The 16649-nt window shown below is 62.3% G+C and carries 14 protein-coding genes and 1 pseudogene; 8 read left to right on the plus strand and 7 right to left on the minus strand.

Translation table 11 applies throughout. The features are described 5' to 3' along the window. Positions 1 to 86: 86 nt before the first annotated feature. The gene (locus V5E97_RS32465; protein WP_406695689.1) at positions 87 to 329 is read left to right on the plus strand and encodes a hypothetical protein; all 243 of its coding nucleotides are present in this window, start codon (positions 87 to 89) and stop codon (positions 327 to 329) included. 333 nt (positions 330 to 662) lie between these two features. Here V5E97_RS32465 and V5E97_RS32470 read toward each other — a convergent pair whose 3' ends face one another. Next, positions 663 to 1412 carry a hypothetical protein gene (locus V5E97_RS32470; protein WP_406695690.1) on the minus strand — a complete coding sequence of 250 codons (750 nt, stop codon included), beginning with the start codon at positions 1410 to 1412 and terminating at the stop codon, positions 663 to 665. 179 nt (positions 1413 to 1591) lie between these two features. Between V5E97_RS32470 and V5E97_RS32475 the strand changes: the two genes are divergently transcribed. Beyond that, the gene (locus V5E97_RS32475) at positions 1592 to 2692 is read left to right on the plus strand and encodes a class I SAM-dependent methyltransferase (protein ID WP_406695691.1); all 1101 of its coding nucleotides are present in this window, start codon (positions 1592 to 1594) and stop codon (positions 2690 to 2692) included. Positions 2693 to 3224: 532 nt separating this feature from the next. On the opposite strand, the pseudogene V5E97_RS32480 reads toward V5E97_RS32475, so the two are convergent. From V5E97_RS32480 to V5E97_RS32490, 3 genes and pseudogenes are all read right to left on the minus strand, one after another. After that, positions 3225 to 3482, minus strand: a pseudogene (locus V5E97_RS32480) (glycosyltransferase); the annotation flags it as partial. Positions 3483 to 3498: 16 nt separating this feature from the next. Beyond that, complete coding sequence (locus V5E97_RS32485) at positions 3499 to 4425, minus strand: glycosyltransferase family 2 protein (protein WP_406695692.1); 927 nt, start codon at positions 4423 to 4425, stop codon at positions 3499 to 3501. A gap of 211 nt (positions 4426 to 4636) precedes the next feature. Further along, the gene (locus V5E97_RS32490; protein ID WP_406695693.1) at positions 4637 to 6475 is read right to left on the minus strand and encodes a CRTAC1 family protein; all 1839 of its coding nucleotides are present in this window, start codon (positions 6473 to 6475) and stop codon (positions 4637 to 4639) included. Positions 6476 to 6993: 518 nt separating this feature from the next. Between V5E97_RS32490 and V5E97_RS32495 the strand changes: the two genes are divergently transcribed. The 6 genes from V5E97_RS32495 to V5E97_RS32520 all read left to right on the plus strand — a co-directional run bounded on the left by V5E97_RS32495 (position 6994) and on the right by V5E97_RS32520 (position 14216). Next, entirely contained in the window at positions 6994 to 9099 is a 2106-nt protein-coding gene (locus tag V5E97_RS32495; protein ID WP_406695694.1) for a hypothetical protein, read from the plus strand. A gap of 219 nt (positions 9100 to 9318) precedes the next feature. Beyond that, positions 9319 to 10008 carry an HAD family hydrolase gene (locus V5E97_RS32500; protein ID WP_406695695.1) on the plus strand — a complete coding sequence of 230 codons (690 nt, stop codon included), beginning with the start codon at positions 9319 to 9321 and terminating at the stop codon, positions 10006 to 10008. 33 nt (positions 10009 to 10041) lie between these two features. Continuing rightward, on the plus strand, positions 10042 to 11214 hold the full coding sequence (locus V5E97_RS32505) for a glycosyltransferase (protein WP_406695696.1): 1173 nt from the start codon (positions 10042 to 10044) through the stop codon (positions 11212 to 11214). A 187-nt stretch (positions 11215 to 11401) separates the two neighbouring features. After that, entirely contained in the window at positions 11402 to 12403 is a 1002-nt protein-coding gene (locus V5E97_RS32510) for an NAD(P)H-dependent glycerol-3-phosphate dehydrogenase (RefSeq protein WP_406695697.1), read from the plus strand. Beyond that, positions 12400 to 12981, plus strand: coding sequence for a DUF1802 family protein (locus tag V5E97_RS32515; RefSeq protein WP_406695698.1), 582 nt, complete (start codon positions 12400 to 12402; stop codon positions 12979 to 12981). Before V5E97_RS32510 ends, V5E97_RS32515 begins: the two co-directional genes overlap by 4 nt. After that, positions 12978 to 14216, plus strand: coding sequence for a rhomboid family intramembrane serine protease (locus V5E97_RS32520; RefSeq protein ID WP_406695699.1), 1239 nt, complete (start codon positions 12978 to 12980; stop codon positions 14214 to 14216). Before V5E97_RS32515 ends, V5E97_RS32520 begins: the two co-directional genes overlap by 4 nt. 40 nt (positions 14217 to 14256) lie before the next feature. Here the strand turns inward: V5E97_RS32520 and V5E97_RS32525 are convergent, their stop codons facing one another. Genes V5E97_RS32525 through V5E97_RS32535 form a run of 3 tightly spaced genes read right to left on the minus strand, consistent with a single transcriptional unit; the run spans position 14257 to position 16538 of the window. Beyond that, the gene (locus V5E97_RS32525; RefSeq protein WP_406695700.1) at positions 14257 to 14898 is read right to left on the minus strand and encodes a PHP-associated domain-containing protein; all 642 of its coding nucleotides are present in this window, start codon (positions 14896 to 14898) and stop codon (positions 14257 to 14259) included. A 32-nt stretch (positions 14899 to 14930) separates the two neighbouring features. After that, positions 14931 to 15644 (minus strand): UDP-2,3-diacylglucosamine diphosphatase, encoded by a 714-nt coding sequence (locus tag V5E97_RS32530; RefSeq protein WP_406695701.1) that lies wholly within the window; start codon positions 15642 to 15644, stop codon positions 14931 to 14933. A gap of 12 nt (positions 15645 to 15656) precedes the next feature. Next, positions 15657 to 16538 carry an MBL fold metallo-hydrolase gene (locus V5E97_RS32535; RefSeq protein WP_406695702.1) on the minus strand — a complete coding sequence of 294 codons (882 nt, stop codon included), beginning with the start codon at positions 16536 to 16538 and terminating at the stop codon, positions 15657 to 15659. Positions 16539 to 16649: the final 111 nt, after the last annotated feature.

The raw sequence follows: 16649 nt of genomic DNA on the forward strand, positions 1-16649 counted from the left end.
GCCGGCCAATCAGCCAGACCACGCATTGAATCGAGTCGTGAAGGGCCGGCGGGGCCTTGTCGTTAGACCCTGAAGGAGGGACGACGATGAACGAGTCGGAAAAGGAAGGGACGATTGAGGAACAGGCCGAACGGTTGGCAAGGGCCTTGGGGCGGCAGGCGCTCGGACGTGAGCTGACGGCCGACGAGTCGGCCGCCATGGCCACCATTCACAAGGCAGCCGTCCAGGCGCTGAAGCACGGGTTCATCAAGCGGCTCGCCGAGCAGGTCACGGCCGAACGCGAGACCGAGACGGTTGAAGAGTTTTTTGAGAACATCAAGCCCGACTGACTCAGGAACAGAGGTGCAGAATCGGTTCCTGCGATGTTGAAGGCTGCGCCGCGCGCCCACAGCGGAAATCCAGGAACCGGGAAGTGATTGGCAGCCTGTTCCGAGGAGAGCGCGTGGTTGTGGGACAAGTCGCCGAACGCGAGGGCATGGCCTGGCGTCTCTCGAGAGTCGCTGGCGGTCCGTTTTCAGGCGATTGAAATGGGTCTTGTTTGAGCTTTTCTTGGTTCATTGGCATGCGCCTTCGGCCGGGAACGGTCGACACTTTGGAGCCGCACTGAACCGGCTCCTTGCGACGACCTCACACGCCTGACTTTTCTTGCCCCTCGGTTCGTGTCAGAAGTCGGAGTAGGGAGGGGCCGGCTTGCTGTCGAAGGCCACGCCTTTGGCGAGGAAGAAATCGCGGTAGAGGATCGCGATCGAGAGCACGTAGATCGGGCCCGTGAGGAGGATCCCAACGCAGAAGAAGCAGGTGCCGATCCCACTCAGGAACGACGTGACGACATGGAAAAGTGTGGCCGAGAGCCACTGGGCCTTGAGTGCGTGATAACTTTGGCGGATCGCCGCGATCGCCCTGAGTCGCCCGTCCACGATCAATGGAAGGGTGAACATGAAGAGACCGTGGAGGATGAGGCCCGGGATCACGAAGCAGACGAAGCTTACGATCGCCACGACGGCTGCGCACAGGATCGAGCCCATCGCGAGCTCGTTGAGGACGTCGACCACCGAGAACAAGTCGCTGACCTGAATCCTTTCGCCCCGGATTTGACGGCAGGCCATCCGGAACATCCCGCCCACGAAGAATCCGTTGATGAGTGCGGCCAGGATGACCTGGACGGCCATCTCCTCGCGAGGCATGGGCCATCGGAAGCCGACCAGCCCACCGGCGCGGCCTACGTGAAAGAGGGAGTCGGCGACTTTCGAGACGATGGAATTTCCCGCGAGCACGACCAGCATCGCCAACGCCCACGTGAGCCATTCCGCCTGGACCAGGGTCCAGGCTTCGCTGATCGCGGAGAAGCGAACGACGGGCCGTCGGAAATGCGGCGAGTCTGCGGCGTCGAACTGGTGGTCGCCTACGCCCATGTGTGGGGTCGCTCCTGCAAATGAGTGTTTCTGAGTCGCCAACGGTGCGCGACCGACGCTTGTTGCGATTCGCCGAACGTCGTCGATTATTCTCGGGTTCCCCCGATTGAGCCACAAGGATAACATTCGCCGCTCGCCCGTCGAACCAAGTTTGCGGCCCGATGGATCGGAGGCTGCCCGTGGACGGAACCGACCCGATTGTCTGCCCCCGCTGCCAGGCTGCTTTGCGCGAACGGGACGACCGGTGGTCGTGCCGGGCTTGTGGGGCGACCTATCAAGGGCTTCGGGGGATTCCCGACCTTCGAACCGGTGACGACCTCTTTCTGGCCAATCGCGCCGACTGGGAGTTCGCGCTTCGACTGAACGAAGACTATGACCGGCTCGACTTTCGGGGCCTGCTCGAGCGGTACTTCGACCTCTCTCCCGAAATTCCAAGCGACCTGCGGCGCCGGCAGATCGCCCACATTCTGGCGGGTCCTGAGCGGTTCTCGGAGCACCTCAGCCAATCTGTCATGCTCCGTTGTCTGATCTCGTGGGATCGGGTACTCGACCTCGGCTGTGGAACCGGTTCGGTCCTGCTCGCGCTGGCGAGTCGCCCGGCCGACCTGGACGGGTATGAAGATCTGCGCCCCTTGTATGGGGTCGATATCGCGATGCGCTGGCTCTTGATCGCTCGGAAACGACTCGACGAAGCGGGGTACTCTCAGGTCCGCCTGGTCTGTGGCTGCGCGGAGACGCAACCCTTCGCTTCCCAGAGCTTCGGAGGCTTGATCGGCGGCGACGTCATCGAGCATGTGGGCGATCAGGCCGCCACCCTCGCGGAGGCCCATCGCATCCTCAAGCCGTGGGGGCGGCTCTTCCTGGCAACGCCAAATCGGTTCAGCCTGGCCCCCGAGCCGCACGTTCAGGTCTGGGGAGTCGGGTTCCTACCGCGCCGTTGGATGTCAGCTTACGTCTATTGGAAGCGGCAAGTTGACTTTCGGGCGATCCGTACGCTGAATTACGTTGAGTGGAAGCGGGTGCTCCGAAGGAGTCCCTTTGCTGGCGGTGAAGTCTCGGCTCCTGGGTTGAGTGAGAGCGAGGTGGCGGAGTTTGCGCCGTTCAAACGCACTCTCGCTCGTCTGTATAATCTTGCGGTGGCTGGATACGGTCGGTGGCTTGCTCTCGCGTTCGGTCCGCTCTATCACATCCATTGTCGGCGGATCGGCGAGGTCGTCCCGGGCCCCACGCCCAGCCGAGCGCCTCACCCGCACTCCAGGCCATCAGCAACCCGAGTGTGACGGGCAGACTGGTGAGAAATCGGCGACGATGACGACGCCGGGAGACGGCCGTGGCTGCGAGCCGTCCGAACTGGACTGCCAGGATCGCCGGGCCCGCGAGAAAGGCGGCCGAATTCACGAGTTTCGAGTGCCAATGGGCACGGAGTCGGCCGAACGCGAATCCGAATCGAAACCGATCGCCGATCGCCTCGCGCCAGGTGTAACGTCGGACGTGCCGAGCCAGGGCCTCGGTCGCCTCGACGATGGTCGCCCCGCGTTGGCGCAGTTCTCGGTGGACCTCGTTCTCTTGGATCTCGGTACGCGCGAGCGAGGTGAGGGCGGCCCCGGCACCGATCACACGGACGGCGAAGTTATTTCCGGCCAGGCGGGACGGAGGTCCGGCGAGACGAGTCTGCGCCGGCAGGAAAGAGGCGTATTCACAGAAGAAGACGGCCCAGTCGAGGGACGCGTCACCCATGGCCGGTTCGACCGGCCCGGTTGCGCCGGAGACGGCACGATCCTCGAATGCCTGGAGCCAGTGGGAAATCCAGTCGGGGCCAAAAAGGCAGGAATCTTCGGTGAAGACGGCGATCGGACCCTGGGCCTGATCGAGCCCGAGTCGACGGAGCCTCGGCACGCCGGTACCGGGTTCGGCGACGACCCAATGGACGCCTGCCGTTGGTTCGGTCGGCCTGATCCGATCGTCGGCCGCCACGACGATGATTTCGGCCCGGTCGATCCCGTCCTGGGAACGGAGTGACCTGACGGTTCGCGCGACGGCTTGTAACGAGTCGCTGGCGGCGACGATCACGCTCAGGGCCGGCCGCTCACTCAACTTTATTCAGACTCGAGCCCGGCCCGAGGAGATAGCCGACCATCTCGCCCACCGCGCCGACGGACAGGAACAACGCAACGAGCGGGCTCGCGACGAGAAACCAACCCAGGTTCCGCTTCTTGGTCAGGACCGTCTTCGTGACCCGTGCCATGAGCAAGGCCGGCAACGCGAGCGAGCCGAACCCATAGATCAGGCGGGTCAAGGGGGACTGGTCCACTCGGCGCATCCCCGCATAGGAACGTGCGAAGTGGAACCGCTGCACGATGAAGTAGCCGAGCCGAAACGGTTTGATGTGGTGGACGACCGCGGCGTTGGTCGAGGCGAGCCGGACCCCGTCGGCCCGAAGGCTGTCATTGATCCAGGACTCCCACTTCCCCTGCGCCAGGACCTTGGCGTGGCGCATCAGGTGAGGACGTTTGTATGCGATATTATTGCCGGGGAGGTCGGTCGCTTCCCCTTCGAGGACCGGCTTCATGTACGGTGTGTATTCGCAGAAGAAGACGGCCCAGTTGACCAGGCCCCGCTTACCGTTCTCGACGGCGCCTCCGACCGCGGCCCATGGCCCTTCGTGGGCTTCGAGCAGAGAGGTGGCCCAGCCCTTGGCCACCTGGCCATGGTCTTCCAGGATGGCGACAATCCGGCCGTGGGCCCGGCAAACGCCGAGGTGCCTCAGCTTGGGGATCGGTAACCGCTCCGCCTCGATCACGACGACCTCGGGCCGGTGGGCTCGAAGCCGCTCGCGAACAGTCTCCCCGACGGCCTCCACGACAATCACTTCCATGCAGGCTCGCTCGGGCTGAGCGTCGAGCGCCTGCAGTGTCAGTTCGAGGACTTCCCAGCCGTTAACCGACGCGACGACCACCGACAGGTCGGGCTCACCGACTTGGGACGCGTATTCAGATGTGGCCAGTGCGGGCATCGGGGCCTCCCTACCCTTGATGGTCGTTCTTTGCTTTTGGACGTTGCGCTCGACCCTGGGGCGGAGCAGCGCGGGCATCCTAACCCTTACCGCCGAGACCGGCAATTGGAAGTCTCCCGAGACCAAGAGTCCAACTCCCGATCGCAAGCGTCGCTTGACCGTCCTGATTCACAAAGGTGGGGGGAATGGTTCCCACTTCCGCCCTTGTCACTCACTCACGCGGTTCGATGACCGTGTACGTTTGGTCGAGGGCCAGGTTCTCCAGGGTGCTGACCGCACCCGAGGGCCAGGAAACAGAGAGCTTTGCGACTTCGCCGGCCTGCCCGACACCGATCAAGAGGCGAGGGTCGTTGGAGGAGAGCATGCTGCATCCCCCTTTGCGCTGACGATGGATGGTCCGAGGGCCCACCACGACTTGCACCTTGGCTCCGACGGCGTCGCGATTGCTTCGGGTTCCTTGGAGCACGAGCCTGATCCAGTGGTTCGAGTGGCGCGAGTCGTTCCGGAGCAGCGCGGGGGGACCGTCCTTGTGGCTGACCACGATGTCGATGTCGCCGTCGTTGTCGAGATCGCCGAACGCCGCGCCCCGGCCGACGTGCGCCGAAGCGAAGTAGGGGCCTGCATCTTTGGTGGCCAGGCGAAACCGTCTCCCTTGCTTGTTGTGGAACAAGCTCGCCGGTTGCTCGTACTTGATAGGTTGTCCCAGGAGATGTCGATTGTTGTCGATCTGGCCATTCGTGACGAAGTTGTCGGGCCAGCCATCATTGTCGAAATCGGCCAGGGCGGTGCCCCAACCGACCCAGGGGAGGGTGTCGGAGGCGAACCCGAAGTACGGGGAAATGTCCAGGAACCTCCCTTTGCCGAGGTTTTGATAGAGCGTGTTGGCTTCGTTGGCGAAGTTGGTCACGATGATCTCGGGCCGTCCGTCGCCGTCGACATCCTCGGCATCCGCACCCATGCCCGAAAGCGCCTGCCCCTTCTCATCGAACGCCGCGCCCGAGGTCTCGGTCGCGTCCTCGAAGGTGCCATCCCCTTGATTGAAGAAGACGAAGTTGGGATCCATGTCGTTGGCGACGAACAGGTCGGTCCGCCCATCCCCGTTGAGGTCGGCGGCGACCACGCCGAGGCCGTGTCCATCAGCGCGACCGAGGCCCGCCGCATCGGTCACGTCGGTGAAGGTCTGATTCCCATTGTTGCGGTAGAGGTAATGTTTGACGGGCCGGATCGTGCGGGGCGAGGCGTAGATTCGGACCCCTTTCTCAGGATCGCCGCAGAAGATATCGTCCACGGGATAGACCCACTCGCCGTAGTTCGCCACGTAGAGATCAAGGTCTCCATCGTTGTCGGCATCGAGAAAGGCTCCGCCGGACGACCAGCCCGGCCGATCGATCCCCGCGCTCTTGCTGATGTCAAGAAACGTGCCCGCTCCCTGGTTCAGGTAGAGTGCGTTCGAGCCGTAGTTGCAGAGAAAGACGTCCTGGTCGCCGTCGTTGTCGATGTCCCCGACCACGACCCCGTGACAGAACCCCACGAATCCGAGACCCGAGGTCGCCGTCACGTCCACGAATCGATTGTTGCCGAGATTCTTGTAGAGACGATTCGGCCCCTTCACGGCGGTCCCTAACGGCAGCAGAGTGGCCGAGGCAAAGTAGAGGTCAAGCTTGCCGTCGTTGTCGGCGTCGAACATCGCGAGCCCTGACCCGTTCGCCGTCGGAAAATGCTTTGCCTCCGTCATGCCTGAAAAGTGGACGAAGTCGATTCCGGCACTCTTGGCAATCTCAGCGAACCGGAACGGACTGGGGTCATCTTGTCTGGTCAAGATGACCGGCGCTCCGTTCGGGTGTGTCATTCGGTCGTCGGGGATGACCGATTCCTGTTGGGAATCGGCGTGGGGAAGGCGTTGAAGTGCGTTCGGATTCGAGGATTCTCGAGGCGTCCTCTCGGAGAAAGGATTCCAGGAGTCCAGGCGGCCGATGACGATCGCGAGTGCCCCGAGCCCCATCAGGAGAAGCTTCAGCAGGATTCGATTTCTCGGCTCAGAACTCATCATGAATCTCCCGCGGAACCGAAGCAACCCTAGGACTTGGCTTACGACGCCCCATGAACTGCAAGGATTGAAGTATCTGCGTATTCTATCATCGCGGCTCGTTTTATCGACGGACGGTAATGCCTGGAGCTTGGGACGGACCCTCGATCGAACTCCATGACTCATGGCTGGAACTGGGAGTGCGCCAGAAGGACTCGAACGAATCTTTCCGCACGCTACCGCTCTCCCTTTTTTTTTTTTCATGGGGGCGGCAAATGAGGATCGCGGTAAATCAGGGCAACTCTCCAGGTCGGGAGGTTTCGCCGGTTTGGCATGAACTCTGCTGATACGATTCGTCGCGGTGAAAATCACCTTCAGGAAATTAGGAGTAACTGGTGGTTTCAGGGACTCGGCAAAATCGATTCGGGCTGGCGGTTTGGGCTGGATTTGAGTGGATTTGGGCTCGGGTTCTTTGCGATAGCTAACGATACCGAGTGGTACAGACCCACTCTTTTGAATTTAGCATCAACTGGGAGGGGCGCATGCAACGTCTCGGCGTGGGTAGATGGATCTTGGCGATGGGAATGATGGGGATCGGCCTTGGAGCCGCTCCCGCCGCGCCGAGTTTTTACGCGGTCGAACAGCAGATTGGGAAGATCCGCGAGACGTGGGCGAAGCCCGGAGCCGTTGCACAACCGAACGCGCAGGGATGGAACGCTTTCTTCGACGCGCTCGTGGGCGAGTTGAAGAACTATTCGGTGTTGCCGTCGGAAAACGATCGGCTTGCCGCGTTGAATAGCGCCTATCAGATGTCGGTGGCGTTGAAGGGGACGACCTGGATCCCCGCGGCCGAACTCCGTGAGGAGCTCCGCGCGTGGTTACGACCACGAGTGCGGTTGGCTTGGGCCGAACGCCGCCTGGTCGATCGCGTGAAGGGGCTTCCCCAAGTCCCCGACCCCTCCGTTCAGCAGAATCGAGAACGCTGGGTGAAGTTTGTCGGCACCAGCCTGGGCGATGCTCTTCGCCAGTACGAGGGGGCGAACACCGTTTCTCAGCGTCAACTGGCCTTGAAGCACCTGTACACGGCGCTCAATTCTCTTCATGCGAACAACCAGTCGCGCCCCTGGGTTCCTTCGGTGGAATTGCAGGCGGCGTTGGATGATCTCTACAACGTCCCCAACCTCGATCTCTCCGCCGACGCCTCGACGGTCGCCCCTGCCCTCTCGGCCGATGTCGTGCAGTCGGGGCCCATTTATCGGAAAGGCTATGTGTCGCAGGTCACGGCGGGTCCGAAAACGGGGTTCGGCCTGTTGTCGAGCGACGAAGGAATCGCTTTCTACAACAGCCAGCTCGCCACCAGCGTGACGCCAATCACGGACTTTCAGAACCAGGTTCAGCAGGACCGCAGGGGCCGTCGGGCTGCCAACCTCTATTATTTCACCGCCACCTCGATGGATCAGTCTCAGATCACGGTGACGGCGGTGCTGACTCCGAACGGCCTACGGCTTGGTCCCGAATACCAGCATAACGTCAGCGCGATGTTCTCGTCGTTCCAGCAACCGGGGAAAGGTCTGGGCCGGTTCTTTGCCTCGCTCCTCGGGTTCAATCAGGCCAGGATCGAGAAGCAGGTTGCCGAGGGAGCGATCGGCAAAATCGCGGAGAACGTGGTTCGAGAGGCGGCGGAGCTTGGCGGGGAACGGATCGCGGAGGCTCAGGCGCAGAAGAACGCACAGATCGCACAATACTTGCTGTTCGGCCGAAATGCCGCGACCATCCGCAACCTGTTGATCACGGGCCTGACCCTCCGCTCCCGTCCTGAGAACGTCTTGCTTGGCGGTCGGATTCAGTGGCTCAACGCCAGCGAGCAAGTAGGAGGCGACGCTCCGCAACCGGCGAAATTCGCTGTGCCAGACGCGGGAGTCTCCGCCGACCTGCACCTGGGTTCGATCCTCACGAGCCTGATTCGGGGATATCTCCAGAGCGAGCCCGCCCGGTCCGTCAACAACCTGATGGTCATCACCAAGAAGCCGGTCCCCAACGCTCCTCCGGCCGAAGGAGTCGAAATCAAGCCGGATTCGGACTTCGCCACCTACCTGAAAGCGGTGAATGCCGCTCGGGCGGCGGGCGACCCGAATGTGATGGCCATCCGTGTGAAGAAGCCGACCACCCCTCCCGACTTCGCCGCGGACGCTCGAGGATACCTGGTCGCCCTGGTGAACGACTTCCAGATCGAAGTCCCGGTCCCTCCCGAGATGACCAGGGGAGGACTTTTCGGACCGCCGGCCCAGGTTTATCGGATCACCTCTCCTCAAGCGGAGTTCGTGATCTCGTTCAAGGTCACGCCCCAAACCGAGACCTCTCCGGTCCGGCTGGCCGGCAAGATTGAGGGATTCGACCCGGGACCGGCCGCGAGGATTTACACCATCAATGAGGATGAGAACAAGGCCACTCCCCTCAGTCCTCTCGCCTCGGTGGCGATCATGTCCGGCGTTCGTACCAAGCTTCAGGGCCGGCCGATCGACCTTCCCTTGAGCAATCTCAAACTGCAAGGGTTTGCGATTCGTGAGGTCAGTCCGCTCGAACCGTCGGGTTGGATCCGGGTGAACCTGATCCGGACCTCGGCGAGTCCCGCGGCGGGCGTCCGGTAGCGCATTGGTCTCGCAACCTCGCAGGAACCTCTCATCGACGGCCCTCCCAGCTTAAAAAAGAAAGCGGAGGGCCGTTGTCGTTGATCGCGTGGCCTGGATCTCGGAAGTTTCCTCCCCTGACGTGGGGCTGTCGCGCGTGTTAGACTGAGTCCTCTGAACGCCTGATATCCTGTTCGAAGCGTTTGATGGCTTCGTCAATCTCCTCGAGGATCCGCACTCGTGTCGCATGCCGTCGCTCCTTTATTGGCGATTTTCGATCATGACGGAGTGCTGGTCGATTCGTTTGACTTCCATCGGGACGCCTGGCTCGAGTTGGGCAAACGCACAGGTTTGGCCATCACTGCCGAACTCATCCATGAGACCTTCGGGATGACCAACCCGAGCATCTTTCGAAGGCTTCTGGGCGATTCGCTGGTCGAGGCGGACGTCCGAAGTTACTCCGACCTCAAGGAACTCTGCTATCGTGATTTGGCACGAGAGCAGATCGACCTGATCGATGGTGTTCCGGCGCTGCTGGACAGTCTGACGGCGGCGGGCGTCGTCCTGGCCATTGGTTCGAGCGCCCCACGGGCGAACCTCGACTTGACGGTTGAGTCGTGCGGCCTGGCGAACCGATTCGCCGCGATCGCGGCGCTCGAAGACATCGAACGCGGCAAACCGGACCCACAAGTCTTCCTGGTTGCCGCGGAGCGAGCGGGGGTTGCCCCGGCGCGTGCGGTCGTGTTCGAGGATGCCAAGGTGGGGATCCAGGCCGCGAAGGCCGCCGGAATGTATGCGGTCGGGATCACCACCACCAACCCCGCGCAGGTCTTGTGGGACGCCGGCGCTGATGAGGTTGTCGAGCATTTTCGTAACTTCGACGTCGCGAGGCTGCTGCGACAACTTGACTCGTCATACGTTGGATTCTGAGGATCGATTCGTCTTCCGGAGTGGATCGACCTCATGTCTCGGCTTCGCATCGTGCTGGTCATGATCGAACCCCCCCTCCCCTTTGGCAATGCCGCTGCGCGTTGGTTTTACGTGCTCTACAAAGGGCTCGTTGAGCGCGGTCATCAGGTCACGGCCTTCGCCGCTTGCAGCCAGCCCGAGGACCTCGCCAAAGCACGCACGCTCTTTCCCGCCCCCACGTATGACCTTCGGCTCTACGACTTTCCCATCCGATCCGGCTGGCAATCCAAGTGGCAGACATTCTTGCGCCCCTTTTCCTACATGTTTAGCGTCGATCTGGTCCGCGACCTCAACGCGGTTCTCACCCAGGACTTCGACGTTCTCCACCTCGAGCAGACCTGGTCGGGATGGTTGGGGATCGACCATGTCGGGAAAACACTGGTCAATGTCCACTACCTGGCGGCCATCGACCTGGGTGAACAGCAGCCTCGGAATGTTCAGGAGGTGATCGAACGGTTTCTCATTTTTGGGACCGAGAAGCGGCTCCTCCGCAAGTTTCGCCACTTCCGGACCGTCTCCCCACGCCTCGAAGGGCCATTGCTCGCGATCAATCCGAAAGCCGAGGTGATGACCGTCCCCCTGGGGTTGGACGGGGCCCTTTATGGCTACATTCCCGATGAGCTCAGGACCGAGAGTCGAAATCTCACCCTGATCGGCTCGATGGGCTGGGCACCGAGTCACTCGGCGGCGATCCGGCTCCTCTCTCGTTTGTGGCCCCAGATCAAACGGCGCGTTCCTGATGCCAGGCTCCAGATTGTCGGTTGGTCCGCGCGGGAAATCTTGTCCGACTACCTTGGCCAGCGGGACGTGACGATCGAGGAGAACGTTCCGGAAATCCGCCCCTACTTCGAGCGGGCCAGCGTGATGCTCTACGCGCCGAGCCGAGGGAGCGGGATGAAGGTCAAGATTCAAGAAGCGATGGCCTTTGGAATCCCGGTGGTCACCACCAGCGAGGGAGTTGAAGGACTTCCCGCCCTGGATGGCGTTCACGCCGGAATCTGTGAGGATGATGCCGGCCTCATCGAGCGGACCGTGGCCCTGCTCCTTGACGCCGGCCTGCAGAACCGACAACGCCTGGCCGCGCGTCAACTTCTTGAGAAACACTGCGGTCCCGGCGTGACTCTGGACGGAATTGAAAAAATCTATGCGGACATTAAAGGTGTATAAACAAAAAGGCTGTGCAAATTGGCATGGTTTTGGCTGAAACCTTGCTTCGCGGAGCGGCCGACTGCGTGAGGTTGCTCCCGCGCATGCTTTTCGCCAATATGGGTGATGCGAGGTCGTTGGTCGTCGCGAGGTGAGCCCTCCGGCCATGGCGTCTTTGCCGGCCGGAGCAGGAAGGATTCGTCCGAGAATGATGAAACGCGTTGCGATTCTTGGTGCGGGCGGAATGGGAACGGCTCTGGCGCTTCTCTTTGCCAAGACCGCGCGATCGGTTCAACTCTGGGCGCGAGATCCCGAGCAGGCGGCCGAACTGGGGCGGACTCGGGAAAATGCAAGGCACCTCCCCGGCGCGAAGCTGCCTGGGAATGTCGAGGTGACCCCGAACGCGTGTGACGCCACCGGCGGAGCCAATCTCATCGTGATGGCGATTCCCTCGGCGTTCCTCCGCGGCACACTCGAAGGCCTGGTGGAGCGGATTCCGCCCGGGATTCCCGTCTTGAGCGTGGTCAAGGGGATCGAGAACACGACCCTGGCGCGGCCGAGCCAAATCGTCACGGAGGTCCTGGGCCCGCGCCCTATCGCCGTTCTGAGCGGTCCGAGTCACGCCGAGGAATTGGCACGCGACCTGCCGGCGTCGGTCGTGGTCGCGGGGGCCGAGGAAGCTCTGAATCGGGAAATCCAGGACTCGCTCAACCAGGGGACGTTTCGTGTCTACACGAACCCGGATTTGATCGGGGTTGAACTGGCCGGAGCGCTGAAGAATATCCTTGGGATCGCGGCGGGAGTCTGCGACGGACTCGGCTTCGGAGACAACGCGAAGGCCGCACTTCTCACGCGAGGCCTCGTGGAGATCTCACGGTTCGGCGTCGCGCTCGGTGGTGAATTTTCCACCTTCTTCGGACTCGCCGGGGTCGGCGACATGGTGACGACCTGCTATAGTCCGTTCGGCCGAAACCGGTCGGTGGGAGAACGCATCGGCCGGGGTGAGCGGCTCGAGGAGATTCTCGCCTCGATGGTCAACGTCGCCGAGGGAGTACCAACCACCCGGAGCGTTCACGACCTGGCCCGGAAACGCGGGGTTGAGATGCCGATCACCGACGAGCTCTACCGAGTCCTCTTTGAGGGCAAGTCCCCCCACGCGGCAGTGACCGACCTCATGATTCGAGAGCCGAAGGTCGAGGGGACGCGATGAGAACCGACGACTCCTGGCCCTTGTCGTGCGGAACGGCCTTCAAGGAGTGGGCTGGGGTTTGCGAAGCACTCACGGCCGGAAGGCAGTCGTTGATCCTCCGCAAAGGGGGGATCGCCGAAGGGCCGGGGGGCTTCGTTCCCGAACACAGGTGGTTCTGGCTCTACCCGACTCACGTCCATGAGGCGGAACAGGGACTTCGCGTCCCCAGGGATCCGACGCTCGTTTCCAGCGCGGCCGCTGACGTTGTCGAGGTGCGGTCTCTGGTGGAAACCGGCCCGATCGGCTGGGTCGATCGAATCGACCGGCTCGCTGATCTTGAAGAACTTCATGTCTGGAACGAAGCGACGTTGGATCGACGATTCCACTATCGAAAACCAGGACTGTGGGTCCTCGGTGTTCGGGTCTATCGTCGTGAGGAACCGTGGCTCGTTCCCGTGACTCACGAACACGCGGGGTGCAAGACCTGGGTTCCCCTCGACCCAGCTTTAGAAACGGACGGGGTCGTCCCTGTTCTCGGCGACCAGGAATATCACCAGGTCATGGACCACATCCGCACGACGCTGAATAACGCACGATGACGAATGCCGAGCCGCCCAAACGTCTGCTCCAGGTGCTCCTCGAAGATGCGAAAGACTTCCCGGCCACGATGTTCCTGGGAACCGTCTGGGTGATCGTGTTCGGGCTCATGATTGCCTTTCGCCTGATGAGTACCGCTCCCCTCCCCTCCCTCCAGACCCTCTTGCTTGGCAACATCGGTGGCGCCCATTCCTTCGGCGACCTGAGTCTCAACGAGCTCTACCGCGGCGAAATCTGGCGTGTCGTTACTTGTACTTTTGTGCATTACAATTTGCTGCATCTGGGTATGAATCTTTATGGGTTGTACCAGCTCGGCAGCCTGGTGGAATCGTGGTACGGGGCGGGTCAATTTCTGGCGATCTACCTGGTGATTGGTGGAGGAGGCAACGTGGTCTCCGCGCTGCTCCGGCATGCGCAGGGCATGGAGCCTCGGATGCATTCGGGAGGTGGATCGACGGTCGTCTTGGGTCTTGTGGCCCTGTGCGCCGTGATGGGTTGGCGGGCGCGGTCGAGGATCGGCGACCATCTTCGCGGGCAGATGGTCGGCATTCTAGTGTTCACGGCGATCCTGGGTCAGCTCCACCCGATGATCGACAACTGGGGCCATGCCGGCGGGGCCTTGGTCGGGGCCCTGGTCGGATTCATGCACCGGATCTTGATCCGCACGGCGGACCGCCCCGTGGCCTGGTGGGCCGGTCTACTGGCGAGTGTCGTGATGCTGCTTTGCGGAGCGGCTCAATGGCGCGACAGTCGGGTTGAGGCCTCTTATCGACCGCGGGTGCTGGCTGAAGAGAAACGGTTGAAGGCGATGGAACAGCTAACTTTTGAGCTCATCCGCTTGACGGGCTTCTATCAGCAGGTGGTGATGCGTTCCGAACTCGAACAGGCGGGTTTTGTCCCCAAGTCTCTGCTGGTTACGAATCAAAAGGCGACCCGGCCTGTGACTGTCGGCGCATCCATTCTCTTCAACGTTCCCTGGGCCACTCTCCGCGCGGAGCAAGCGCGGTATCAGGCCATCCTTGAAGCGGCCGCGCCGACTCTCGGGTCCTCGCCCACCGAGGACGACTTCCAGCAGGTTCGCCGACTCCTGGCCAAGGCGAGCGAGCGGCCGCCGACCAAGTTAGTGGCTCGCGGGTTTCAGTTTCATCTTGCGGCACTGATCCGGCGGGCCTCGCAGGATTTGCTGGCCGCTCAAGGCCGCCGGGCCGAGTTGGCCCGCAAGGCGGGAATCAACTGAGCGGATTGCCTGACGCCTTGCTTCGGTTGGGCTCGAGGAATCAGTCGTCGACCGGGCCACTCGTCTGCCAGGCGCCTTGACGGTGGCGCGGTCGTCCTCGGCGGGCGCGGAGCGCGGACACGAAATCGGTGATCGTCGTGATCTCCCCCGTGAAGTCGGTGTAGTAGCAACCGATCGCGTCTCGCTCGTGGCCATCGCTCGATCCGGTCGCTCCCATGGCGTGACGCTGGAGGACCGTCGCCGTCTTGTGGCGAGTCTCGGGGGTCACGTTGTTACTGACGAGCTCGAGGGCGTCGAACGAGGGACCGTGGACCGCGATCAACTCGTCGAACGGTTGGTCCCAGCGGAACGGATGGGCTGCGACGATCGCTGCGTTGTGGCCTCTGACGACCTTGAGCAAGTCGGCCAGCCGCACTCCCGGGGGGGCTTCGTCGAGATTGGGGAGTCCGTAGACGAGAAAGTGGCCTTCCCGCGCAGAGACTTCGGCCCCGGAGAAAACGTGGAGACCGTTCGCCTGCGCGGCGAGCTCGGCGACTTCTTCGGGGTCCCACTGGAAGTCATGATCGGTGATCACGACGCCGTCGAGGCCGACGGCCTTGGCATGCTCGATCAAAACAAGCGGGTCGATCGAACTGTCTGGCGAATGGCGACTGGTATGTAAGTGGTGATCAAACTTGGGCATTTCTCAAATCCAAGAAGAAAAAAAAGAAGCAATCAGCAGGTGAGCGAACTGGGAGCCGGTTCGACGACAAGGGCCGCGCCTGAGGAGTCGACCTTGACGAAACTCGACTGGCCGAACCAGCCACCGGGGATCATCAGGCGGGGCGCTGAGCCCGCGTCCTCGAATGAGCGGTGAATGTGACCGATCAGCACGAGGTCAGCCCGACCGGCGCAGCTATCGACGTATCGGCGATAGGCGGCGAGCTGACGCATGTCGTCCAGTTCGCGGTTTTTCTCGTTTCGCCGTTCGAGTCGATGGTCGAAGGTCGTCGCGAGTTGTGACGGAAGGCTTCGGAAAGCGGTGAGGAAGGAACGGCTTTCCATCCAACCTTTCCAGACGGGGTGACCTCCGAGCGTATGGCCATGACGGAGGTGGATCCGCAGGCCAAAGGCCTCGACCTCCAGAGGTTCAGGGGCGAACCGGGCCCCTACTTCATTTTCATAGAACGGGCCGAGCCACCCATCGTGGTTTCCAGGCATGATTGTGAGTTGACCGCCACGAATCCGGAAGTCCGCCAGCGCACGAAGGCCTTGGCAAGACTTCAGGCCGGTTTGATACTGGCGAGCCGCGAACCAGAAGTCGCAGAGGTCCCCCACGATCGTCAGGCTGTCGTCGTTGCCGAGGCTCTCGACCCAGCTTGCGAAGCGTTGGTCGCGTTCGGGGCGGTCGAGGCGCAGGTGGACGTCGCTGGTAAAATAGGACGACACGACAAGAAGACCTCAGAACGGGAGTATGGGCCCCTGCGCGGCCGCCGTAGCCACTCGCCGTCGAGTGGGGGTGACGACGACGTTGGGAAACGCGGTGGCCTGGGTGGCGGCGTGAACGGCCACTCTCCGGCCGCTGGCCCGAATCGCCGCGCGGGCGGTATCCGTAGCCAGGGTTGGGTGATTACACTGCTGGCTCAGGTGGAGCAAGACGACGTGGCGCACCGATCCCGGACTCGACCGATCGAGCACGGCGGTGATGAACTGGGCCCCTTGGTGATTCGACAGATGCCCCCAGTCGCCGAGGTTCCGCGCGATCAAGGCGTAGGACCGGGGCGACTGGCGCTGCATTTCGACGTCGTGGTTGAATTCCACCCCCAAGAGGTCGACCTGAGCCAGTGCGTCGGCCATCTCGTCGGTCCAGCTTCCGGTGTCCGCCACGTACCCCATTGCGATCGACCGGGCACCGCGAGCCGGCTTCGCTTCGACGCGGAAGCCGAATGTGGGCCCGCCGTCGTGCCGCAGTTCGAGCGGCTCGATCCGGAGGCCGGTCGGCGTGAGGAACGGTCGCTCGTCGTAATGACGAACCAGCCCCGCTCGCTCGAGGTGTTGAAATCCGGGCCTCCGGCCCAGTTGCTGGCGATGTCCCTCATGGCAGTAGAGGGCGACTCGCAGGCGGGACATCTGCGCCAAGGTGGCGTCGTTGACGTGGTCTGTGTGAGTGTGGGTCAGGATGGCCGAGGCGATTTGCTCCCACGACGAGCCCACGCTTTCCAACCGGCGAGCCAGGGCGCGCGGACCGAGCCCCAAATCGAGAAGGAAGCCCGAACCTCCCGTCTGGACCAGGGTTGCATTCCCCTGTGAACCGCTCGCTAAGACGGCAATCTGAACGGACATTGCGGCGGTCTTTCCTCGGAAACCGATCAGCTCGAGTCCCTTGCAAGCCACCACTAGTTTACGGGAGTCGAATCTCTTGGGCAAGACGAGGGATAGGGCGAGCGGAGCGAT

This window comes from Singulisphaera photorubra, from assembly GCF_045290345.1.
GTDB lineage: Bacteria > Planctomycetota > Planctomycetia > Isosphaerales > Isosphaeraceae > Singulisphaera.